The 22,665-nt window shown below is 73.0% G+C and carries 18 protein-coding genes; 8 read left to right on the top strand and 10 right to left on the bottom strand.

The features are described from left to right. Nucleotides 1-161: 161 nt before the first annotated feature. Complete coding sequence (locus ACZ60B_RS11265; RefSeq protein ID WP_469385735.1) at nt 162-1,940, bottom strand: TIGR03767 family metallophosphoesterase; 1,779 nt, start codon at nt 1,938-1,940, stop codon at nt 162-164. Nucleotides 1,941-2,231: 291 nt separating this feature from the next. Next, nucleotides 2,232-2,675, bottom strand: coding sequence for an NUDIX hydrolase (locus tag ACZ60B_RS11270; RefSeq protein WP_469385765.1), 444 nt, complete (start codon nt 2,673-2,675; stop codon nt 2,232-2,234). Between the two features lie 304 nt (nt 2,676-2,979). Here ACZ60B_RS11270 and ACZ60B_RS11275 point away from each other — a divergent pair, with 304 nt between their 5' ends. Continuing rightward, nucleotides 2,980-6,288 carry a S8 family serine peptidase gene (locus ACZ60B_RS11275; protein WP_469385736.1) on the top strand — a complete coding sequence of 1,103 codons (3,309 nt, stop codon included), beginning with the start codon at nt 2,980-2,982 and terminating at the stop codon, nt 6,286-6,288. Between the two features lie 65 nt (nt 6,289-6,353). Here ACZ60B_RS11275 and ACZ60B_RS11280 read toward each other — a convergent pair whose 3' ends face one another. Together ACZ60B_RS11280 and ACZ60B_RS11285 are read right to left on the bottom strand one after the other, a co-directional pair. Continuing rightward, nucleotides 6,354-7,118, bottom strand: a complete 765-nt coding sequence (locus ACZ60B_RS11280; protein WP_469385737.1) for a hypothetical protein — start codon at nt 7,116-7,118, stop codon at nt 6,354-6,356. A gap of 1 nt (nt 7,119) precedes the next feature. Beyond that, nucleotides 7,120-7,656, bottom strand: coding sequence for an RNA polymerase sigma factor (locus ACZ60B_RS11285; RefSeq protein WP_469385738.1), 537 nt, complete (start codon nt 7,654-7,656; stop codon nt 7,120-7,122). Nucleotides 7,657-7,998: 342 nt separating this feature from the next. Here ACZ60B_RS11285 and ACZ60B_RS11290 point away from each other — a divergent pair, with 342 nt between their 5' ends. Further along, the gene (locus tag ACZ60B_RS11290; protein WP_469385739.1) at nt 7,999-9,036 is read left to right on the top strand and encodes an aspartate-semialdehyde dehydrogenase; all 1,038 of its coding nucleotides are present in this window, start codon (nt 7,999-8,001) and stop codon (nt 9,034-9,036) included. 12 nt (nt 9,037-9,048) lie between these two features. Here ACZ60B_RS11290 and ACZ60B_RS11295 read toward each other — a convergent pair whose 3' ends face one another. Next, the gene (locus tag ACZ60B_RS11295) at nt 9,049-9,606 is read right to left on the bottom strand and encodes a DUF1203 domain-containing protein (protein ID WP_469385740.1); all 558 of its coding nucleotides are present in this window, start codon (nt 9,604-9,606) and stop codon (nt 9,049-9,051) included. Between the two features lie 112 nt (nt 9,607-9,718). Between ACZ60B_RS11295 and pepN the strand changes: the two genes are divergently transcribed. Further along, nucleotides 9,719-12,292, top strand: coding sequence for an aminopeptidase N (gene pepN, locus ACZ60B_RS11300; protein ID WP_469385741.1), 2,574 nt, complete (start codon nt 9,719-9,721; stop codon nt 12,290-12,292). Nucleotides 12,293-12,433: 141 nt separating this feature from the next. Here pepN and ACZ60B_RS11305 read toward each other — a convergent pair whose 3' ends face one another. From ACZ60B_RS11305 to ACZ60B_RS11320, 4 genes are all read right to left on the bottom strand, one after another. After that, nucleotides 12,434-13,927 (bottom strand): FAD-dependent monooxygenase, encoded by a 1,494-nt coding sequence (locus ACZ60B_RS11305; protein WP_469385742.1) that lies wholly within the window; start codon nt 13,925-13,927, stop codon nt 12,434-12,436. Between the two features lie 231 nt (nt 13,928-14,158). After that, a complete protein-coding gene (locus ACZ60B_RS11310) occupies nt 14,159-14,437 on the bottom strand; it encodes a hypothetical protein (protein WP_469385743.1) in 279 nt (92 codons plus the stop codon). A gap of 78 nt (nt 14,438-14,515) precedes the next feature. Further along, nucleotides 14,516-16,630, bottom strand: coding sequence for a 4-alpha-glucanotransferase (malQ, locus tag ACZ60B_RS11315; protein WP_469385744.1), 2,115 nt, complete (start codon nt 16,628-16,630; stop codon nt 14,516-14,518). Next, complete coding sequence (locus ACZ60B_RS11320; RefSeq protein WP_469385745.1) at nt 16,631-16,819, bottom strand: hypothetical protein; 189 nt, start codon at nt 16,817-16,819, stop codon at nt 16,631-16,633. It lies immediately after the preceding gene. A 223-nt stretch (nt 16,820-17,042) separates the two neighbouring features. Here ACZ60B_RS11320 and ACZ60B_RS11325 point away from each other — a divergent pair, with 223 nt between their 5' ends. Genes ACZ60B_RS11325 through ACZ60B_RS11335 form a run of 3 tightly spaced genes read left to right on the top strand, consistent with a single transcriptional unit; the run spans nt 17,043 to nt 19,635 of the window. Further along, complete coding sequence (locus ACZ60B_RS11325) at nt 17,043-17,576, top strand: PadR family transcriptional regulator (RefSeq protein WP_469385746.1); 534 nt, start codon at nt 17,043-17,045, stop codon at nt 17,574-17,576. Next, the gene (locus ACZ60B_RS11330) at nt 17,573-18,271 is read left to right on the top strand and encodes an ABC transporter ATP-binding protein (protein ID WP_469385747.1); all 699 of its coding nucleotides are present in this window, start codon (nt 17,573-17,575) and stop codon (nt 18,269-18,271) included. Before ACZ60B_RS11325 ends, ACZ60B_RS11330 begins: the two co-directional genes overlap by 4 nt. Further along, entirely contained in the window at nt 18,268-19,635 is a 1,368-nt protein-coding gene (locus ACZ60B_RS11335; RefSeq protein ID WP_469385748.1) for an ABC transporter permease, read from the top strand. Before ACZ60B_RS11330 ends, ACZ60B_RS11335 begins: the two co-directional genes overlap by 4 nt. A gap of 301 nt (nt 19,636-19,936) precedes the next feature. Here the strand turns inward: ACZ60B_RS11335 and ACZ60B_RS11340 are convergent, their stop codons facing one another. Next, complete coding sequence (locus ACZ60B_RS11340; protein WP_162470012.1) at nt 19,937-20,473, bottom strand: HNH endonuclease; 537 nt, start codon at nt 20,471-20,473, stop codon at nt 19,937-19,939. 323 nt (nt 20,474-20,796) lie between these two features. On the opposite strand from ACZ60B_RS11340, the gene ACZ60B_RS11345 reads away from it, so the two are divergent. Further along, nucleotides 20,797-21,897, top strand: a complete 1,101-nt coding sequence (locus tag ACZ60B_RS11345) for a mechanosensitive ion channel family protein (RefSeq protein ID WP_469385749.1) — start codon at nt 20,797-20,799, stop codon at nt 21,895-21,897. 204 nt (nt 21,898-22,101) lie between these two features. Next, a partial coding sequence (locus ACZ60B_RS11350; RefSeq protein WP_469385750.1) for a Uma2 family endonuclease occupies nt 22,102-22,665 on the top strand: 564 nt, incomplete at its 3' end.

The following is a 22,665-nucleotide window of genomic DNA, read 5'->3' on the forward strand; positions in this document are numbered from 1 at the left end:
CGGGTTAGCCGATATGAGGCGATACCGACATTGCCGGCGCGTGAACACCGCGCTTCGTGTCCGTGGCAGCTCATCGACACGTCCACGCCCGCTCCGGGGCTGCGCCCGACGGGTTCGCCGGGCCGGTGCCGCGGTCACCCGCCGCGTCGGCCCGGCCGCGCTCAGCGCTTCCTGAGCACCAGTTCGGTGTTGCGGTCCCGCGCCTCGCCGGCCCTCTCCGCGCGGGCGCCGGGGGTGTTGAAGGCCAGCTCGCGGTAGAGGGCCGCGAGGCCGGTCTGGGAGAGGTCGGTGAAGTCCGTGCGGTGCGGGGCGGCGGACTCGATCAGGGTGGTGAAGACGGAGAGGGTCCCGTCCTTGTTGTCGGTGAGCTCGATCACCCGGGCGAGCTGGGGGTGGTCGACGTGGGAGGCGGTGGAGACCTCCCAGAAGGAGTGCCCGGCGGCGGACGTGTGCGAGGTGATCACGTTCCTGTGGATGTGGCCGTTCACCCAGGCCAGGACGTTGCGGTGGCGGCCGAGCAGGGAGACCACCTCGGCGCCGGAGTGCCGGGCCTCGTGCGGACGGGCCGGGTCCGGGCGGGTGTTCGTCATGGTGCCGCTGGTGTGGTGACTGAAGACGATCACGTACGAGTCCGCGTGCTCCCGCAGGGTCCGCTCCAGCCACTTCAGCTGGGCGGTGCCGACGGAGCCCTCGTAGTGGCCGCCGGGGTCGGTGGTGTCGAGGCTGACGCCGAGCACGTCGTCGGAGACGCGGAAGCTGTAGTACTGGGTGCCGGCCGCCAGGTTCGCCGCGGAGTAGCCGTGCCCGACCGGGCCGGGACCGGTGTACGCGGGGTCGAGATGGGCCTTGAGGTAGTCGGCCGGGGTGTAGGGGGCGCGGCGCTCGTCCGGGGTGACCGGGCGCATGTCGCGGGCGTGCGCCTCGAGCAGGTCGCGGAAGGCCGTGCCCTGGGGGTCGGCGGCCCGGGAGATGAACCGCTCCAGCTTCACCCCCTCGGCCCGGTCCAGGGTCATCAGCTTCCGGCCGCCGACCGCGTACTCGGCGAGGTAGGAGTCGCCGTGCCCGTAGCAGCCCAGCGGCAGGGCGTCGTGGTTGCCGACGGTCGAGTACCAGGGCAGGCCGAGTCCGGGGCTGCGCAGTTCGCGGGTGGCGGCGGCGAGGAAGCCCGCCAGGTGCGGGAAGCCGCGCTGCTTGTCGGCGTCGCGCAGGGCCTGGTCGGGCTGCCAGTACAGCTTGAGGCCGCTGTTCTGGACGCCCTCGTAGTGCCGTGGGTCACCGGAGTCCGGGGTGATGCGGCCGCCGCTCATGACGGTCAGGAACCACTCCAGTTCGGTACGGGCGTTGTTGTCGGTGTTGTCGCCGGTGGTCATCGCGAAGTGCAGCGGCGAACCGGTGACGGGAGCGCCGCGCAGCGCGTTGACGCGCTCGACGAGGGAGACGGCGCCGTGCACGGTCAGCGCCTCGTGCGGCCGCCAGCGCCTGACGTCGGCGGAGCGCAGGAACTCCAGCCGCAGCGGGTGCTGGCTGTCGATCAGATGCAGGTCGGTGAGCTGCACGAAGGCGGCGAGCGCCGTACGGCGGCCCGCGCGGCCCGACTCGGCGGCGGCGAGGTCGTCGCGCACGACGCGCCGCCAGCCGGGGCCGTCGCCGAGCCGGCGGTAGCCGGAGGCGGTGCGCGGGGCGGCCACGGTGGCCACGGTGGCCACGGTGGTGCCCCGGGTGTACGGGGCGAGGGCGCCGGCCGTGGCGGGGCGGGACGAGGCGAGGGGGGCGTCGGCGGCGGGTGCGGCCTGGGGGGCGGTCGCGGGCGCGGCCTGGCTGTCGACGGGCCGCAGGGCGTAGCCGACGCCCGCCGCGAGGGACGCGGCCGCGGTGGCGGCGAGGACGGTGCGCCGGTCGACTCCCGGCAGGGACGTGGTCACAGAGCGTATGCGCGACATGGCGCGATCTCCCCGGGGTGCGAACGCGTCGGCGGTGGTCGCGGGCGCCCACCGATGGCGAACCGCCCGCTCGTACCGGATGCTTGGCACCGGGGGTGGCCTGGGCATGAACGAGGCCGCAACGCGCGACACCCATCGCCGTACGTGGATCACGGGCCACCCGGGAGGTCCGCGACCGCTCGTCGAACGGCCCGTACGCGGTCACTGCGCGTTCATTTTCCGGGGTAGTGCGACGGCTCCCCGGCCGGTCCGGCCGCCCGTGGAGGGCGCCCGCGCTCCCGGGCGGCGGGTCTACTCCGCCGCGGGTTCCGGATGTCCCGCGGCCGGGCGGCCGCGCCACAGCGTCAGCGCCACGTCGATCAGCGACACCCGGGGCAGGCCGGGCACGGCCGTCAGGTCCTGCCAGGCGGCCAGGTCCGTGGATCCGCCGATCTCGTTGCGCAGTTCGCCGCCGACCACCCGGCCCTCGTAGACGAGCCGCACGCCGTGGTGGTCGGTGGCGCGGCGCAGGCCCGTGCGCGGGACGGCGTGCCGGACGGAGTCCACCCCGAGCAGACCGGTGACCTCGATGCGATAGCCGGTCTCCTCCGCCAGCTCGCGCCGGACGGTGTCGTACGGGTCCTCGCCGTGCTCCATGCCGCCGCCGGGCAGCACCCACTCGGGGGTGCCGTCGGGCGCGGACGACCGGGCGAGCAGGATCTGCCCCTCGCGGACGCAGACGGCATAGGCCGCCACCCTCAACTTCTGGCGCACCCCGTGAGGTTAACCCGAAGGGTGATCACCTGTTCACCCAAGTGGACACTCCATGTCCGGACTTCCGCGGAACCGTCCACAGCAATGTCACAGGATGTCCGGTCGCGTACCTAAAATCCATCGGGGGTTTTCCCCATACATCCATCTTGTTTCGGTCAACCCTCCCCAAACACATGTCCCTTCGGTAAAGCTGAGCGACCGTCCGGGGTCGTAGTCCGGACGATCGCGACCAGGGCCGATCGGTCCGGTCGCACCACGCTCGTTCCTTTACCTGCAAGGGATGCCGATGACTCTCACCCCTCAGCGTGAACCCATACCCGGCGCGAGACGCGTGGTCCGTATCGCCGTGGCCGCCGGTCTGGTGGCCGCGCTGTCCGCGGCGGGTCCGATACCCATGGCCTTCTCCGCCGGCCAGGCACCCGCCGCCGCGGACCCGGGCGTCAAGTCCGCGGACGGGAAGCTCGGTTCCGACGACGCCGACCGGCTCGCCGCGGCCAAGGCGCACGGCGACAAGACCGTCACGATGATGGTCGCCACCGCGCCCGGCTCGACCGAGCAGGTCGCCGAGAAGCTGGACGCCGTCAAGGGCGGTTCCGTCGGCCGGACCTACGACAAGCTCGGTTACGTCCGCGCCACCGTCCCGACGGGCCAGGCGGACGCGGCCATCGCCGCCGCCGCGAAGCTGTCCTCCGTGCAGGCCATCGACCTGCGGCAGGAGATCAAGCTCGACGACCCGACGCCCAGCGCGGACACCGCCCGGGGCGCGAAGTCCGGCTCTTCGACGGTCACTTACCCGGCGCCCGGCAAGAAGACCCCTGCCGAGAACCCGTACAACCCGTCCTTCGAGACGGGCGCGGTCGACTTCGTCGAGGACCACCCGAAGGCGGACGGCCGCGGCGTCACCATCGGCATCCTCGACTCGGGCGTGGACCTGGGCCACCCGGCGTTGCAGAAGACCACCACCGGCGAGCGCAAGATCGTCGACTGGGTGACCGCGACCGACCCGATCGTCGACAGCGACAACACCTGGCGCCCGATGGTCACTTCCGTTTCCGGGACCTCCTTCGCCTACGGCGGCCGCACCTGGACGGCGCCCGCGGGCTCCTACCAGGTCAGCACCTTCAAGGAGTCGTACACCGCCGGCGGCGACGCGGCCGGTGACGCCAACCGCGACGGTGACACCACCGACTCGTGGGGCGTGCTGTACGACGCGGCGGCCGGCACGGTCCGGGTCGACCTGAACAACAACTTCGACTTCACCGACGACACGCCGATGAAGCCGTACAAGGACGGTTACCAGGTCGGCTACTTCGGCACCGACGACCCGGCGACCGACGTCGTCGAGCGCCAGCCGTTCGTCGTGCAGATCCGCAAGGACGTGCCGATGGACCCCTACGGCGGCGACTGGGTCGGCAAGAAGGTCGACTTCGTCAACATCGGCGTCATCGAGTCCGAGCACGGCACGCACGTCGCCGGCATCACCTCCGCGAACGGACTGTTCGGCGGGAAGATGAACGGCGCGGCCCCGGGCGCGAAGATCGTCTCGTCCCGAGCCTGCACCTGGACCGGCGGCTGCACCAACGTGGCGCTCACCGAGGGCATGATCGACCTGGTCGTCAACCGCGGTGTCGACATCGTCAACATGTCGATCGGCGGCCTCCCGGCGCTGAACGACGGCAACAACGCGCGCGCCGAGCTCTACACCCGGCTCATCGACACCTACGGCGTCCAGCTGGTGATCTCCGCGGGCAACTCCGGCCCCGGCGCGAACACCATCGGCGACCCCGGTCTGGCCGACAAGGTCATCTCGGTCGGCGCGGGCATCTCCAAGGAGACCTGGGCCGCCAACTACGGCTCGGCCGTGACCAAGAAGTACGCGCTGCTGCCGTTCTCCTCGCGCGGCCCGCGTGAGGACGGCGGCTTCACGCCGACCCTGGTCGCCCCCGGCGCCGCCATCAACACCACCCAGACCTGGCTGCCGGGCTCCCCGGTCGCCGAGGCGGGCTACACCCTGCCGGCCGGCTACTCGATGCTCCAGGGCACCTCGATGGCCTCCCCGCAGGCCGCGGGCGCCTCGGCGCTGCTGCTGTCGGCCGCGAAGCAGAAGGGCATCGCCCTCACCCCGGCCACCCTGCGCACCGCGCTGACCTCGACCGCCCACCACATCAAGGGCGTCCAGGCCTACGAGGAGGGCGCGGGCAGCATCGACATCGTGGACGCCTGGGACGCCATCAAGGACGGCGCCACCGCCCACGACTACACCGTCAAGGCACCGGTCGACACCGCGATCGACTACGCGCTGAAGACGCCGGGCTTCGGCACCGGCCTGTACGACCGCGAGGGCGGCCTCAAGGCCGGCGACAGGAAGACGTACGACATCACCGTCACCCGTACGTCCGGTTCCGCCAAGGCGACCTGGCACGACCTGCACCTCGCCAACAACGCCGACCACACCTTCCGGATCGTCGGCTCCGACGAGGTGAAGCTGCCGCTGAACCAGCCGGTGACCGTCAAGGTCCAGGCCGCGCCGAGGTCCGCGGGCATCAAGAGCGCGATCCTGGAGCTCGACGACCCGCGCACCGAGGGCGTCGACAAGCAGATCCTGACCACGGTCGTGGTCTCGGCGCCGGTGAAGTACACCTACGCCGCGTCCGACACCGTGCAGCGCAACAGCTCGAAGTCGTACTTCGTGACCGTGCCCGCGGGCGCCAAGTCGCTGGAGGTCGCGATCGGCGGGCTGAAGGACAAGAGCCAGACCCGGTTCATCGCCATCCACCCGTACGGCGTCCCGGTCGACAACACCAGCACCCCGTACTGCTACAACAACTACCTCGACGGCAACGGCTGCAAGCCCGACGTGCGCGCGTACGCCGACCCGCAGCCGGGCGTGTGGGAGATCGAGGTCGAGTCGCGCCGTACCTCGCCGCTGCTCGACAACCCCTACAAGCTCGACGTCGCCGTGCTCGGCGCGGCCTTCGACCCGGAGACCGTGACCGTGTCCGAGGCCAAGGTGGGCGTCCCGTCCGCCGCCTCCTGGAAGGTCACGAACAACTTCGCGGCCCTCGACGGCACGCTGGTGGGCGGCCCGCTCGGCTCGGCCAAGTCGGCCCGTCCCGCCATCAAGGAGGGTGAGACGCAGACCACCACGGTGGAGGTGCCCGCGGGCGCCAAGTCGCTGGACGTCGCCATCGGCAACGTCTCCGACGCGTCCGCCGACCTCGACCTGACGGTCTACGACTCCACCGGCAAGCAGGTCGCCCAGTCCGCGGACGGCGACTCGGAGGAGGCGGTCTCCATCGCCTCGCCGGCCGCCGGTACGTACACCATCGCGGTCGCGGGCTACTCCGTCCCGGCCGGCTCGACCGACTACGACTACCAGGACGTCTTCTTCTCCGCCGCCCTGGGCTCCGTCTCCGTCGACGCCACCGCGCCGGTCAAGCTCGGCACCGGCGCCTCCGCGACGGTCTCCGGTTCGGTCACCGCGCTGGCCCCGGCCCCCGAGGGACGCGAGTTCTTCGGCCAGGCCCAGCTGGTGAACGCGCGCGGCACGGTCGCGGGCGTCGCGAGCGTGAAGATCGAGAAGGTCACGCCGTAACTTCGGGTACGGCATCGGGGCGGGCGTCCGTTACGGGCGCCCGCCCCTTCTTCGTCGCCCCGCGCTCACTCGCAGGTGAGGGCGCGCGATTCGGGCAGGGCCCGGCCGACAGCCGCCCGTTCCCGGGCGATGGCGTCGGCTCCGGTGATCCAGGCGTCGGCGAGGGCGGAGTGCTGCGGCACGACCACGAGGACGTGCTCGCCGGCCCGGGGGTCCGGCCCGAGCTCCCGCTCCAGCAGGAACCCGACCTCGGCCGGGGCCTTCGCCGGTTCGTAGGAGCGGGTCACGTGCAGCGTGACCCGGTTCCGCGCGGTGCCCGCCACCGGCTCCACGTCCGTGACGTCGCCCTCGACGACGAACCGGGCGCACGCCAGGTACTGCGGGTTCTCCAGAGCCGCTCCGGCGGCCGCCTCGGCCCCGGCCCCCTTGTCGTCGGCCTTCGCGGCGCTGTCCGAGGCGGCGGAACTCCCGCTCACCGCGTCCCCGGCCCGGACGACCAGCCAGCCCGCCCCGACCACCAGCGCACCGGCCGCGGCGACGGCCACGGCCCGCAGCGCGAGGGCGAGCGGGCGGCGCCGGGGAGCCCGTGGCCGCGCGGGGGCGGGCACGGCGGCAAAGGCGGGTACGGCGGCGGGTGCGGGCGTGGTCAGGGCGTCCGCGACCAGGCCCAGGTGCCGCCGCAGCAGGGCCACGTCCGCCGTCGCGGTGCGGTGGGCCGCCAGGAACTCGGGGTCCGTGCGGGCCCGCTCGGACAGCGGTTCACCGGTGATCGCCGCCAGCAGCGCCTCGTCGGCGACGTCCGGCTCGCGGCCGTCGTGTCCGGCGGTCATGTCACACCACCTCGTCCTCGTGCAGCCGGACGCGCAGGGCCCGTACCGCCGTGTGCAGCCTGCTCTTGACCGTGCCCTCGGGGATGCCGAGCTCGTCGGCTATCGAACGGACCGGCAGATCGGCGTAGAAACGCAGGACGAGGACCTGCCGCTGGGCGTCCGGCAGCTCGTCCAGGCCCCGGGCGACGGCGAGCGAGAGCAGGCTGGTGTCCTCGCCGGAGTCGTGCGCGGGCTGGCGCAGGGAGGCCAGGCGCTCCCCGACGCGCTCCTGCCTGCGCCGGGCCCGGTGCCAGTCCATGGCCAGGTTGGAGGCGACGACCGCCGCCCACGCCGACACGTCACGCGGCGCCTCGCGGCCGCTCGCGGCCCGTTCCAGCAGCCGCAGGCGGACCTGCTGCACCCCGTCCGGCAGGTCCGCCTGCGGCACCCCGCCCAGGGCGAGCACCGCCCGCACCCGGCGTTCCTGGGCCACGTCCAGCGGGTCGTCGCCCGCCGTGGCGTCGGCCCCCCGGCCGCGCCAGGCCTTTCTGCGCAGCACAAGCCACCCCCTCCGCACGTTTCCCCTACGACGCCGGCGGGGGCCGAAACGTTCGGCCGGATGTGCGCGGGCGTCCAGAGGCGTACGTCACATCATCGTGTGGGCGAGGTGGCGGCGGGCAGGGTCCGGAGCAGCACAGCTTGCGGCGCGGAGCCCTCGCCGAGGGAATATCTCCAGCTCAGCGAGGGTTCGGTGGGCAGGAACGCACCTGGCGTCCGCGGGATCGCGTCCCATTCCTCGGGCACACCCGGCAAAGAATTGGACACATGGGCCAGGGGCGGCAGCATGATGGAAAAGCCCCCGTCAGTCACACACGAGCAAACGCACGCAGAGGGAGTCGCCGTGAGGGTCGGAATCGTCGGAGCCACCGGTCAGGTCGGCACGGTCTTGCGCAGGATCCTCGAGGAGCGCGACTTCCCGGTCACCGAGCTGCGGCTGTTCGCCTCGGCCCGCTCGGCGGGGACGGTCCTGGACGGCGTGACGGTGGAGGACGCGTCCACCGCCGACTACTCCGGCCTGGACATCGTGATCTTCTCCGCGGGCGGCGCGACCTCGAGGGCGCTGGCCGAGAAGGTCGCCGCCCAGGGCGCCGTCGTGATCGACAACTCCTCCGCCTGGCGCCGGGACCCGGAGGTGCCCCTGGTGGTGTCCGAGGTGAACCCGCACGCGATCGCGGACCGCCCCAAGGGCATCATCGCCAACCCGAACTGCACGACGATGGCCGCGATGCCGGTCCTGAAGCCGCTGCACGAGGAGGCCGGTCTGGAGGCCCTGGTCGTCGCCACCTACCAGGCCGTCTCCGGCTCGGGCGTCGCGGGCGTCGCGGAGCTGCACGGCCAGGCGCTGAAGGTGGTCGCCGACGCCGACCGGCTGACCCACGACGGCGAGGCGGTCGACTTCCCCGAGCCGCAGGTCTACAAGCGCCCCATCGCCTTCAACGTGCTCCCCCTCGCCGGGTCCATCGTCGACGACGGTCTGAACGAGACCGACGAGGAGCAGAAGCTCCGCAACGAGTCCCGCAGGATCCTGGAGATCCCGGAGCTGAAGGTCTCCGGCACCTGTGTGCGCGTCCCGGTCTTCTCCGGCCACTCGCTCCAGGTCAACGCCCGCTTCTCCCGCCCGATCGACGTGGCGCGCGCGACCGAGCTGCTGGCCGGCGCCCCGGGCGTGGTCCTCTCCGAGATCCCGACCCCGCTCCAGGCGGCCGGCCAGGACGCCTCGTACGTCGGCCGGATCCGCGCCGACGAGACCGTCGAGCACGGTCTCGCCCTGTTCATCTCCAACGACAACCTGCGCAAGGGCGCGGCCCTGAACGCGGTGCAGCTCGCGGAGCTGGTGGCGGCGGAGCTGAAGGACAAGGCCGCACCGGCCCAGGCCTGAGGGCTCCCGGATCTAAGGCCTGCCCACCTCGTAGAGGAAGCAGCCGTACTCGACGGCCCGGACGTGGACGAACGCCACGGACGGGTCGTCGAGCGCGTTGTGGAACGCCTCGCGGAAGGCCGCGTCGCCGGGCGTCCCCACCAGCTCTCCGCCCAGGATGCGTCCCCCGGCCGAGTAGCGGCGCACGGTCCGGTGGGCGTCGGCGAACGGGACGCCGTCCCCGGCGCCGTCCCGGCCGGGTCCCGCGCACTCCCGCGCGTGGATGAACACGGGGCCCTGCTCGTCGTACGCCCCGAGGTCGGCGCCCGTGCGCGCCGCCCAGCGGCGCAGGGGCGCGTACGAGACCAGGGCGATCTGCTCGCCGGGCGCGCTGCGGCGCAGACAGCAGCGCAGCGGGGAGCCGCCCTCGTCGTCGGTGAACGGGGAGCAGGGCCGCCCGGCGTCGTCGGCGGTGCGCAGTCGTGCCAGGTCCGACGGGGTGATGGGCCGGACCACGTAGGCCGCGGATCCCCCCGCGGTCGCCGTCGGGCGGGTGGTCGGGGCGGGGTGCGTGGCCGGGTGCGTCGTCATGCCCTCAGGCTCGCGCTCACGCGCGCCCTTCACCGGCGGGTTTTGGACATCGCATTCCGTGCAGGTCACATGGAAGGATGGCGCAACCGACACATAACGAGGAGATGAACGCGTGCCTGGCACAAACCTGACTCGCGAAGAGGCGCAGCAGCGGGCGTCGCTGCTCACCGTTGACTCGTACGAGATCGATCTCGACCTCTCCGGCGCTCAGGAGGGCGGCACCTACCGGTCCGTGACCACGGTGCGCTTCGACGTCGCCGAAGGGGACACGGAGTCCTTCATCGACCTGGTGGCGCCGGCCGTCCACGAGGTCACCCTGAACGGCGACGCGCTCGACCCGGCCGAGGTCTTCGCCGACTCCCGGATCGCGCTGCCGGGCCTGCTCCCGGGCCGCAACGTGCTGCGGGTCGCCGCCGACTGCGCGTACACCAACACCGGTGAGGGCCTGCACCGGTTCGTCGACCCGGTCGACGAACAGGCTTATCTGTACACCCAGTTCGAGGTGCCGGACGCCCGTCGCGTCTTCGCCTCGTTCGAACAGCCCGACCTGAAGGCGACGTTCCAGTTCACCGTGAAGGCGCCGGCCGGCTGGACCGTCGTCTCCAACTCGCCGACGCCCGAACCGAAGGACGACGTCTGGGAGTTCGCGCCGACGCCGCGTATCTCGACGTACATCACCGCTCTGATCGTCGGCCCGTACCACTCGGTGCACAGCGTGTACGAGAAGGACGGGCAGTCGGTGCCGCTCGGCATCTACTGCCGGCCCTCCCTCGCCGAGTTCCTGGACTCGGACGCCATCTTCGAGGTGACCCGGCAGGGCTTCGACTGGTTCCAGGAGAAGTTCGACTACGCGTACCCCTTCGAGAAGTACGACCAGCTGTTCGTGCCGGAGTTCAACGCGGGCGCGATGGAGAACGCGGGCGCGGTCACCATCCGCGACCAGTACGTCTTCCGGTCGAAGGTGACCGACGCGGCCTACGAGCTGCGGGCGGAGACGATCCTGCACGAGCTGGCCCACATGTGGTTCGGCGACCTGGTCACCATGGAGTGGTGGAACGACCTGTGGCTGAACGAGTCGTTCGCCACCTACACCTCCATCGCCTGCCAGGCGTACGCGCCCGGCTCGCGCTGGCCGCACTCCTGGACCACGTTCGCCAACTCCATGAAGACCTGGGCGTACCGGCAGGACCAGCTGCCGTCCACCCACCCGATCATGGCCGAGATCAACGACCTCGACGACGTGCTCGTCAACTTCGACGGCATCACGTACGCCAAGGGCGCGAGCGTCCTGAAGCAGCTCGTCGCCTACGTCGGCATGGACGAGTTCTTCGCGGGCGTCCAGGCCTATTTCAAGCGGCACGCGTTCGGCAACACGCGCCTGTCCGACCTGCTCGGCGCGCTGGAGGAGACCTCCGGGCGTGATCTGAAGACCTGGTCGAAGCAGTGGCTGGAGACGGCGGGCATCAACGTCCTGCGTCCCGAGGTCGAGACGGACGCCGACGGGGTGATCACTTCCTTCGCCGTCCGGCAGGAGGCCCCGGCGCTCCCGGCCGGCGCCAAGGGCGAGCCCACGCTGCGCCCGCACCGCATCGCGATCGGCCTGTACGACCTCGACGGCGACAGCGGCAAGCTGGTGCGCGCCGAACGGGTGGAGCTGGACGTCGACGGCGAGCTGACGGCCGTGCCGCAGCTGGCCGGGCGGGCCCGCCCGGCCGTGATCCTGCTCAACGACGACGACCTGTCGTACGCGAAGGTCCGTCTGGACGAGGCGTCCCTGGCGTTCGTCACGGAGCACCTGGGCGACTTCGAGTCGTCGCTGCCGCGTGCCCTGTGCTGGGCGTCGGCCTGGGACATGACCCGCGACGCCGAGCTCGCCACCCGCGACTACCTGTCCCTGGTGCTGTCCGGCATCGGCAAGGAGTCCGACATCGGTGTCGTGCAGTCGCTCCAGCGTCAGGTGAAGTCGGCGATCGACCTGTACGCCGACCCGACGGCCCGGGAGGCCCTGCTGACCCGCTGGACGGAGGCGACGCTGGCACACCTGCAGTCGGCCGCGCCGGGCGGCGACCACCAGCTGGCCTGGGCGCGGGCGTTCGCGGCGACGGCCCGTACGCCGGAGCAGCTCGACCTGCTGGACGCGCTGCTGGACGGGTCGCAGACGATCGAGGGCCTCGCCGTGGACACCGAGCTGCGCTGGGCGTTCGTGGAGCGGCTCGCGGCCGTCGGACGCTTCGACGAGGCGGAGATCGCGGCCGAGTACGAGCGGGACCGGACGGCCGCGGGCGAGCGGCACGCCGCCACCGCGCGCGCCGCCCGGCCGACGGCGGAGGCCAAGGCCGAGGCGTGGGCGTCGGTCGTCGAGTCCGACCAGCTCCCGAACGCCGTGCAGGAGGCGGTCATCGGCGGCTTCGTCCAGACCGACCAGCGCGAGCTGCTCGCGCCGTACGCGGAGAAGTACTTCGAGGTCGTGAAGGACATCTGGGACGCGCGCTCGCACGAGATCGCCCAGCAGATCGCGGTCGGCCTCTACCCGGCCGTGCTGGTCTCCCAGGAGACGCTGGACCGGACGGACGCGTGGCTCGCCACCGCCCAGCCGAACGCGGCCCTGCGCCGCCTGATGTCCGAGTCCCGCTCGGGCGTCGAGCGCGCGCTGAAGGCACAGGCGGCGGACGCGGCGGCGTCCTGACCCCGCCCCGACGGCCCCGGCCGGTCCGCGCGTCGGACCCGGCCGGTGGTGTCGGTGGTGGAACGGAGGGCGGGTGACCGGGTCGGTCACCCGCCCTCCGGGCATCCCCGTCGGCGGGGTCTCCGCCCCCGGGTCACAGCACTAGCGGGTCTCCGCCGGGCCGACATGGGCGGTGAGCGCGGCCTCGATCGCCGCCGGGTCGGCGGTGTCGGCCGCCCAGGCGACGTATCCGTCGGGCCGCACCAGCAGCGCCGTACGGCGGCCGCTCGCCCAGCGGGTCACGGCCAGCCGGTCCTTGGGGGCGCCCGGCTCCTCGTACGCCTCCGGGGTGACCAGCACGAACCGGCCGCCGCGCAGGGCCTCGTACAGGCGGCCCCCGTCGGCGAGGGCGAGGTCGGGGACACGGACTCCGGTGAGGCGGTGGGAGCCCTTGGGCGCCCGGTAGCGGTAGCCGATGCCGGTGATCTGGCCGATCGCCTTGCGGCGGGCCGGGCCGGCCACCTCGAGGACGGCGGTGAGCCCCGCGCGCAGGGCCAGCGTCCGCAGCCGCTTGGCCATCGCGAGGCGCACGATGCCGCCGCTGCTGCGCAGGACCGCCCTGCCGACGGGGTGCCGCTCGCTCTCGTAGGTGTCCAGGAGCGCGGGGTCCGCGTGGCCGTGGACCACCTGGGCGAGCTTCCAGCTCAGGTTGGCGGCGTCCTGGAGGCCGGTGTTCATGCCCTGTCCGCCGGCCGGTGTGTGCACATGGGCGGCGTCGCCGGCGAGGAAGACCCGGCCGACCCGGTAGGCGGGGGCCTGGCGTTCGTCGCTGTGGAAGCGGGACGTCCAGCGGGCGTCGTGCATGCCGTAGTCGCGGCCGAGGGCGAGCCGGACGGTCTCCCTGACCTCGTCCAGGTCGAGGGGCTCGTGGTCGGGCACGTCGCGGGCCCGGTTCCAGGCGATGACCCGGTGGTAGCCGTCGCCGAAGGGAGCGATGAGGGCGAAGGCGTCACCGACGGTGTTCACGGTGAGCAGGTTCTGGGGCTGCTCGGCCAGCCGCACATCGGCCAGGACGACGGAACGGATCACCGACTCGCCGGGGAAGGGCAGCCCGATCGCGTCCCGTACGGCGCTGCGCATCCCGTCGGTCCCGACGACGTAGGCCGCCCGCAGCTCCCCGGCCTCGCCGCCGGGGCCGCGCGTACGGACCGTCACCGCGTCCGCGTGCTGGGTCAGACCGACGAACTCGGTCTCGTACCGGAAGTCCACCCCGGCGGCGGTCGCGCGACGCTCCAGGGCCTTCTCCACCTCGTACTGCGGGATGACGAGGAGGTGGTTGTAGCGGGAGGGCAGGGTGTCGAGGGCGACGGTGAGGCGGCCGAAGAGGCGCAGCCGGTCCAGGGGCCGGCCGACCGCCTCGATGCCGTCGGCGAGGCCGCGGGCGTCGAACTGCTCCAGGGTGCGGGCGTGCAGCACGAAGGCGCGGGAGAGGTTGCTGATCCCGTGCGGGCGCTTCTCCAGGAGCGTGACCCGCACCCCGGCGGTGGCGAGGTCCCCGGCGAGCAGGAGGCCGGTGGGGCCCGAGCCGACGACGATCACCGTGCCGCCGGTATCGATGGTGCCGCTGGTGTCGCTGGTGCCAGTGGTGTCGCTCATCCGGACCTCCCGGCCCTCCCGGGCCTCGTGAGCCTGCTGGGCTGCCGTCGGCCGTCGGCCGTCGGCCGACAGATACCGACAGCATCCGGGGGATCTGCCCGCACCGCACCCGTGGAACCCTGCCGCGGACGCGCCGAGGGCGCCGTCCTCGCCTCCCGTACGGCTTCGGCCGGTACGAGTGGTGAGGACGGCGCCCTCGGTGAACGCGTCAGGATTCGACGGTGGCCGTGATCAGGCCTTCGCGCCCGCCTTGGCGGCGACCTTGGGCCGACGGCTCTTCGGCTGGCGGTCCGTCGACTTGTCCAGGACCATCACCAGGGCCGTGATCCCCGCGAACAGCACCAGCGGGAGCACGACGTAGAGGCCCAGCGTCTCGATGACGCTCAGGCCCGAACCGGGGTCGTCGCCGTCGTCGCGGGTGAGCGCGAGCGCGGGGGACGACATGAGCAGCATCATCAGCGTCGTACCGGCAGCCAGGGCGCCGGCGCGCAGGGCGTTCTTCTTGTCCACGGTTCAAAACTAGCGAACGCCCGGGACGACCGCGCGCCCGGGGTGCCGTACGACGCGCGAGGGCCCCTCCGCGCCCCCTCACCCCGGTCCGCCTCCCGCCTCCTCGTCCCGGCCCTCCCGGACCGCGTCCATCAGCGCGCGCACCCTCGGCGACGCGGCCAGTTCCTCCAGCGTCACCGGGCGGCCCTCGGGGTCGGCGATCGGCAGCCGCCAGTTCGGGTACTGGTCCCAGGTGCCGGGGAGGTTCTGCGGGCGCCGGTCCCCGACGCCGTCGGGGAGCCAGACCCCGATCAGCCGGGCGGGGGTGCGCAGCAGGAAGCGGTGGACGGCCAGGACCTCGGCCTCCTCCGCGCCGACGGCGTCGCCGTCGGTGCCGTCGGCGTCGGACAGCAGTCCGAGCCGGGTGAGCAGGGCCAGCCACTCCCCCGTGTCGGCGGCCGCCTCGGCCCGCTCCTGGGCCAGGGGGCGGGTCGACAGGCCCAGGCGGTCGCGGAGTTCGACGTGGTCGCCGGAGAGCCGGGAGGCGGTGGGCGGCAGATCGTGGGTGGTGACGGTGGCGAGGCAGTCGGGGCGCCAGCGTCCGGGCGGCAGCGGACGGCCGTCGCCGTCCCAGTCCCGTTCGAACCACAGCACCGACGTGCCGAGCACCCCGCGTTCGCGCAGCGCCTCGCGGACCCCGGGCTCCACGGTGCCGAGATCCTCGCCGATCACCACCGCCCGGGCCCGGGAGGCCTCCAGGACCAGGACGGCGAGCATGGCCTCGGCGTCGTAGCGGACGTAGGTGCCCTCGGTGGGCGGCAGTCCCTGGGGGACCCACCAGAGCCGGAACAGGCCCATGACGTGGTCGATGCGCAGGGCGCCCGCGTAGCGGAACAGGGCGCGCAGCAGGTCGCGGTAGGGGGCGTAGCCGGACTCGGCGAGCCGGTCCGGGCGCCAGGGCGGCAGGCCCCAGTCCTGGCCCCGGGCGTTGAAGGCGTCCGGCGGGGCGCCCACCGACATGCCCGCCGCGAAGTACTCCTGCTGCGCCCAGGCGTCGGCGCCGTCGGGGTGCACCCCGACGGCCAGGTCGTGCACCAGCCCGACCGGCATGCCGGCCTCGCGCGCGGTGCGCTGGGCGTCGGTGAGCTGGGCGTCGGTCAGCCAGGCGAGCCGGCTGTGGAAGTCGACGCGGTCCATCAGATCGACGCGGGCGCGGGCGGTGTCCGCCGAGCGCGGGTCGCGCAGCCCGCCGGGCCAGCGGCTCCAGTCCGGGCCGTGCACCTCCGCGAGCGCGTACCAGGTGGCGTGGTCCTGGAGCGCCTCGCCCTGGTCGACGAGGAAGTCGCGGTAGGCGGCGTACCGGCCGGGCCCGAGCGGCACCTCCCGGACCAGCTCCAGCGCCTCCCGCTTGAGCTCCCACACCGCGTCCCGGTCGATCCACGCCCCCTTCTCCAGCACCGTCTCGCGCAGTCGCGCGGCCCGGTCCAGCAGCGAGCGCACCCGTTCGCGGTCCTCGACCCGGGCGAACTCGGGGATGTCCTCGACCCGCAGGTGGACCGGGTCGGGGAAACGGCGTGAGGAGGGCCGGTAGGGGGACGGGTCGGCGGGCGGGCCGGGAACGGCCGCGTGCAGCGGATTGACCTGGACGAATCCGGCGCCGAGTGCGCGTCCCGCCCAGGCGGTGAGCTCGCCGAGGTCGCCGAGGTCGCCCATGCCCCAGGAGTGCCGCGACAGGAGGGAGTAGAGCTGGACGAGCAGTCCGTACGAGCGGCCGCCGGGAGCGGGCAGGCGGGGCGGGGCGACGACGAGGTGCGCCTGTGCCGTGCGGCCGTCGGGGGTGGTGGCGGTCAGCCGGTGGACGCCGGGCGGAAGGTCTCCGACGGCGGTACGGGTCTCGCCCTGTTCGGTGTCGACGCGCAGTCGGGTGCCCTCGGGCAGCGCGTCGAGCGCGCTGGGGGCGGTGCCGGTCCAGCAGACCACGGTGGGCGGCAGCAGCCGTGCGCGCAGGGCGCGTTCCCGGGCGGCGAGGGCGTCGCGGGCGGCCCGCGGGGTGCCGGCGTCCACGCCGAGGGCGGCCAGGGCGCTGGTGACCGCGGCGGCCGAGGCCTCGACGGTGCGGTCCGGGGAGGGACTGTAGGAGGTGGCGACGCCGTGCAGCGCGGCGAGCCGTGACAGGTCCTCAGGGAGGGGCGCGGCCGTCCCGGGTGCGGTCATCTACGGCCTCGTGACGTCGATGTCCGCGGCGGCGAGCGGGGGCTCGCAGGTCAGGGGCTCCGCGTCGGGCAGCGGAGGCTCGCTGGTCAACGGAGGCTCGGCACAGATCCGCTCCGCGCCGAAGGCCCGGCAGGCCTCGCGTTTGGAGGGGGCGGGGAGCAGGGGGCGGGTGGATGCGGGTGCGGCCACGGGGGCCTCCTTGTCGGGTACGGGTGACGCCGGACGGGGTCCGGAGGGCATCCGGACGGGATACCGCAGCCCTACCCACCGATGGCTGTCGCAGACGTCCGAGGCGGCTAGAACGTACATGTCGTCACATTCCACACCCGCACTCCACGCTTCGGCCGTCATTCCGCGCACGTTTCGCGACCACTATTCACTCAGTACATATATCGAGTGCATAATGATCGCCATGAGCACCCGTCACATCCTGCTGGGGCTGCTCGCCGGAGGGCCGAGCCATGGCTACGACCTCAAGCGACGCCACGACGAACGCTTTCCGCAGGCCCGTCCGCTGGCCTACGGGCAGGTCTATACGACCTTGCAGCGCCTGGTCCGCGACGGACTCGCGGAGATCGAGGGAACCGGCTCGGACGGCGGCCCGGAGCGGACCACGTACCGCTCGACGGAGCAGGGCGCCCGTGAACTGGCCCGGTGGGCGGCCCAGATCGCGCCGCCGGCGCCGTTCGTGACGAACGAGATCTTCGCCAAGGTCGTCGTCTCGATCCTGGCCGGCGGCGACCCCGCCGCCTACCTCGGCGCGCAACGCGCCGCCCATCTGGAGCGGATGCGCCGGCTGACCGCCCTCAAGACCGACCCGGGCGCCGATCTGGCGACCGTGCTCTCGGCGGACTACGCCCTCAACCACCTCGACGCCGACCTTCGTTGGATGACCACCACGGCGGCCCGGCTGACCACTCTGACCGCGGAGGTCGACGCGACATGAACACCAAGGGGGAAGGCCCGGTGCCACTCCTTCAGGCCCGTGCCCTGGTCAAGACGTACGGCGGGAACGAAGCGCTGCGGGGCGCGTCGGTGGACCTGGGCGCGGGCGAGATCCTCGCCGTGACCGGCCCGAGCGGCAGCGGCAAGTCCACGCTGCTGCACTGCCTGGCGGGGATCGTACGGCCGGACCGGGGCTCGGTCGTCCACGGCGGCGAACGCCTCGACCAGCTGTCCGAGCGGCGGCTGAGCGAACTGCGCCGCACCGACTTCGGGGTGGTCTTCCAGTTCGGGCAGTTGATCCCGGAGCTGACGGCGATCGACAACGTGGCGCTGCCGCTGCTGCTGGCCGGGACGGCGCGGGCCACGGCCCGGGAGCGGGCCGGCGAGTGGCTGGAGCGGTTCGGGGTGCGTGGGCAGCAGGACCGGCGGCCGGGCGAGCTGAGCGGCGGCCAGGAGCAGCGGGTCGCCCTGGCCCGCGCCCTGGTCACCGGGCCGAAGGCGGTGTTCGCGGACGAACCCACGGGGGCGCTGGACTCCCTGGCCGGCGAGCAGGTCATGACGGCGCTGGTGCACACGGCCCGCGCGTGCGGCGCGGCGGTCGTGCTGGTCACGCACGACGACCGGACGGCGGCGTACGCGGACCGCGAGATCCGGATGAGCGACGGGACCGTGCTCCCGGCGGAGGTGACCGCGTGAGGACCGACGTCCGTCTGGCCTGGGAGCTGACCCGGGGATCCGACCGGCGCGAGTGGTGGCGGGTCGGTCTCACGGCGGCCGGGGCGGCGCTGGCGACCGGCTTCGCGCTCGCGGCCGTGTCCCTGGCCGCGCTGCGCGGCCGGTACGGCCTCTCCGTCGGGCACGGGCTGCTGGACCAGCCAGGCACCCGCTCCGGGGTGATCGCCGGACTGCTGCTCCTGCTGGTCCCGGTGCTCGGGTTCCTCGGCCAGTGCGCCCGGATCGGCGCGGTCCACCGCGACCGGAGGCTGGCCGCGCTGCGGCTGGCCGGGGCCGCGCCCGGGCAGGTGCGCCGGATCGCGGCGCTGGAGACGGGGCTGGCCTGTCTGCTGGGCTCGGTGCTCGCCACCGCCGGGGCCGTGCCGGTGCTGCTGCACCTGTGGTCCGCGCCGACCGCCCTCGCCTGGACCGGATTCGCGCTGGTCGCCGCGGGCGTGCCGGTGCTGGGCGCGGCGGCGGGCGCGCTGGCGCTGCGCCGCGTGGTGGCCTCGCCGCTGGGCCTGGTGCGCCGGGTGCGCCCTGTCTCCGGGCGGGGGCCGGGGCTGCTGTTCCTGGGCGGGTCGCTGCTCGTGCTCCTGCTGGCCCCGGTCGCGACGGCGCTCACCTCCTCCGGGATGCCGGGCGTGGGGGCCGGGCGGCTGCCGCTGACGATGGTCGGCCTGGTCGTCACCGTCGGGGCGGGCGTGGTGTGGCTGGCCGGGGCCGTGTCCGGGCTCACCGGGCGGCTGCTGGCGCCCCGCGCCCGGTCCGCGGCGGCGCTGCTCGCGGCGGAGCGGCTGCGCGACGACCCGTGGGCCGCGGCCCGCACCCATGCGGCCGTACTGCTGGTGACGGTGGTGGGGACGGGCTTCGTCGGGGTGCGGCAGGGCCTGCTCGACGGACTCGACGAGATGCGCCGCCTCCACCAGCTCGGTACGGACATGACCTACTACACGACGGGACTCGACCTCGCGGCCGTCGGCATCCTGGTCGCGGCCGCGATCGTCCTGTGCGGGCTGGCGGTGGGCACCGCGGAGGCCCTGGCCACCCGTCGACGGGGCCTGGCCGCGCAGACCGCGGCCGGGGTGCCGCGGCGGGTACTCGCCCGGGCGCTGCTGCTGGAGACCGCGCTGCCGCTCGCCCCCTCGGTCCTGTCGGCGGGCGTGGGCGGCCTGGTGATCGGCGTCTGCTACTCCGCCGCCGTCTCAAGGCACGGCGCGCCGGCGATGCCGTACGCGGCGCTGTTGGTCCCGCCTGCGGTATACGCCTGCTGCCTGCTGGCGGCGGCCACCTCACTGCCCCTGCTGCACCGCTCGGTGCGCCCGGCGGAGCTGCGCTACGCGTGACCGGCCGCCGGCACGCGACCCAACGGGCGGACGACACCCGAACGGCGGCGTGAACCGACGTACGAGCAGCGCGGGGTCGGGCACGTGTGATCCGGCGTGCGGGCGCACGTGAAGGGCGCGTGAGCGCGCTTGAGAGGCGGGCGAGCGCGCCGGCAGTCGGGTGGACGGGGGCATGCGAACGGCGCCCGCGAGCGGCAGGCGCGAGCGGGCGCGCGTGGGACGTCCGGCCTTGGGAGCGCAGGGGGGCTGGGGCTCCCAGGGCCGGATCAAGGGGGCAGGGTGAACGCGAAGGCCCGGATCATCAGGCGGAGATGCCGTCGATCCGGGCCATGGCGTCGTCCGCGCCGAACGGCTGCAAGTAGGGCAGCCAGCGCGGGTCCCTATGCCCGGTGCCGATGATGCGCCAGGCCAGACCGGTGGGCGGAGCGGGTTTGTGGCGCAGCCGCCAGCCGATCTCGACGAGGTGACGGTCGGCCTTCACGTGGTTGCAGCGACGACAGGACGCCACCACGTTGTCCCAGACGTGCTTGCCCCCGCGGCTGCGCGGGATGACGTGGTCGACGCTGGTTGCGACGCCACCGCAGTACATGCACCGGCCGCCGTCGCGGGCGAAGAGCGCACGACGGGTGAGCGGGACGGGCCCTCGGTAGGGAACCCGGACGAATCGCTTGAGCCGGACCACGCTGGGCGCGGGGATCGTGACGGTTGCGCTGTGCATGAAGGCGCCGGATTCCTCTAGGCAGACGGCCTTGTTCTCGAGGACGAGGATGAGCGCACGGTGGAGCGGTACGACGCCGAGTGGTTCGTACGACGCGTTGAGGACCAGGACATGCGGCACGGATGCCTCCTTGGGCGTCGGCGGCGCGTGGCTCGCGCCGGGACGATCTGGAGTCAGTCTCCCCTCATGCCTGGTGAACGCGCCACCATGTCCCGGTAACGGGCTGGGAGTGTTTTCGACCACACGCCCGCGCGCCCCCGGAACAAGCCCTGCTCACGCCCGGGTGAGGGTGGTCCCTCCTTCGCGTATCGCGCCGAAGCACCCGCCGTGCCCCGTTAGTGTGGTGATTCTGTCCGTCCGGTGACCCTTCCGTGACCTCGACGTGCGTGTCGGCCTCGACCGCCGCACCGGACGCGGCAGCACAGCACCTGGAGGTACCTGCAGTGTCCTTGCCCGCCGTCCTGCCGGCCGCCGGCTCCACACCGTCGCCGACTCCCACGCAGTCGCCGTCCGTGACGGTGCCGTCCCTCCAGGACGCCCAGGAGAGCGCGACGAACGCGGCAAGCTGGGTCGAGCAGAACTGGTCGACGTGGCTCGCGATCGGTCTGAGAGTCCTGCTGATCCTGGTGATCGCGATGGTGCTCAGAGTGGCGGTGCAGCGGGCGATCACCAAGCTCATCGACCGGATGTCCCGGACCGCCGCGTCGGTCGACGGCACGGCGCTGGGCGGGTTGCTGGTCAACTCCGAGCGGCGCCGTCAGCGCTCGCAGGCGATCGGCTCGGTGCTGCGCTCGGTGGCGAGCTTCCTCATCCTGGGCACGGCCGCCCTGATGGTGCTGGCCACCTTCGAGATCAACCTCGCCCCGCTGCTGGCCTCCGCCGGTGTCGCGGGCGTGGCGATCGGTTTCGGCGCCCGCAACCTGGTCACCGACTTCCTGTCCGGCGTGTTCATGATCCTGGAGGACCAGTACGGCGTCGGCGACCAGATCGACGCGGGCGTGGCCACCGGCGAGGTCATCGAGGTCGGTCTGCGGGTGACCAAGCTGCGCGGCGCCAACGGCGAGATCTGGTACGTCCGCAACGGCGAGGTCAAGCGCATCGGCAACCTCTCCCAGGGCTGGGCGACGGCCGGCGTCGATGTGACCGTGCGCACCTCGGAGGACCTCGACCGGGTGAAGACCACCCTCGACGCGGTCGCCGAGAAGATGAGCAAGGAAGAGCCCTGGAACGAGCTCCTGTGGAGCCCGGTCGAGGTCCTCGGCCTGGACAGCGTGCTGCTGGACTCGATGGTGGTCCGGGTCTCGGCCAAGACGATGCCGGGCAAGGCCCTCACCGTGGAGCGCGAGCTGCGCTGGCGGGTCAAGCGCGCCTTCGACGAGGCCGACATCCGGATCGTCGGCGGCGCGACGGCCCCCGTCGAGGCGGAGCTGATCGACCCGGCCGCGGCGGTCGCGGCCCCGTCGGCCTTCGCCAACGCGGACTCCCCGCAGTCGATGGCGACGACCCCGATCACCCAGCCCCGGTCGTCGGCTCCGACGAAGTAGGCGCTACGAGAGGAGGGCGGCACCCCGGAAGCCCCGGGGCGCCGCCCTCCTCGCCTGTGCACGTGGGGCCGGAACGGTTCAGCACACTCGTTCGGGTGAAGGAGGTCAGGAATGCCGTCCTTCGCGCTAATCGCGTACCGCATCGTTCTGCCGGGGCACCCGGCGCGGGCTTAGCCTGGCGACAGCGGGACAGGAGATCGAGCGATGAGCGCCGAACCGATCATGGAGCCGGTCATGACGCACGTGGACCCCATCGACCTATTGATCGCGATCGAAGAGGCGTCACCGATGCCGATCCGACCCGAGTATGTCGAGGGGACGGTCATCGTGCCGCCGCAGCCGAACGACAATCACAACGACGGCGCCTTCGAGCTGGGCTTCCAGTTCCGCACGGCCGGATTCCGCCTGGTGGGCATGGGCAACGGATACCGTGCCGCCCACCCGGACGGCACGACCATGGCCTTGATCATTCCGGACTTCTACATCCGCCGACGCAGGCCGACCGAACTCGACGAGTCGTACCGCAGAGCTCACAAGGGCTGGTACCCCATCGACATGATCGCCCTCGTGGGCGAAGTCACCTCCACCAACCACGAGACCGACACCGGCCCCAAGTTCCGCACCTACGCCGCCGCCGGCATCCCCGTCTACGTCCTGATCGACCGCCACACCAGGACGGCCCACTGCCACTCGGACCCCGTCCTGCCGGGCGACGACCCCACCGAGGCCTACTACGGCACCGACCTCAAGGTCGACCTCGGCGACCCC

Source organism: Streptomyces sp. NPDC104096 (assembly GCF_055584385.1).

Bases quoted from the DNA above. Each gene is read 5' to 3' on its own strand.
- malQ (WP_469385744.1), bottom strand. From the start codon at position 16,630: ATGACCGCACCCGGGACGGCCGCGCCCCTCCCTGAGGACCTGTCACGG.
- ACZ60B_RS11295 (WP_469385740.1), bottom strand. From the start codon at position 9,606: ATGACGACGCACCCGGCCACGCACCCCGCCCCGACCACCCGCCCGACG.
- ACZ60B_RS11305 (WP_469385742.1), bottom strand. From the start codon at position 13,927: ATGAGCGACACCACTGGCACCAGCGACACCAGCGGCACCATCGATACC.
- ACZ60B_RS11280 (WP_469385737.1), bottom strand. From the start codon at position 7,118: ATGACCGCCGGACACGACGGCCGCGAGCCGGACGTCGCCGACGAGGCG.
- ACZ60B_RS11275 (WP_469385736.1), top strand. From the start codon at position 2,980: ATGACTCTCACCCCTCAGCGTGAACCCATACCCGGCGCGAGACGCGTG.
- ACZ60B_RS11325 (WP_469385746.1), top strand. From the start codon at position 17,043: ATGAGCACCCGTCACATCCTGCTGGGGCTGCTCGCCGGAGGGCCGAGC.
- ACZ60B_RS11330 (WP_469385747.1), top strand. From the start codon at position 17,573: ATGAACACCAAGGGGGAAGGCCCGGTGCCACTCCTTCAGGCCCGTGCC.
- ACZ60B_RS11265 (WP_469385735.1), bottom strand. From the start codon at position 1,940: ATGTCGCGCATACGCTCTGTGACCACGTCCCTGCCGGGAGTCGACCGG.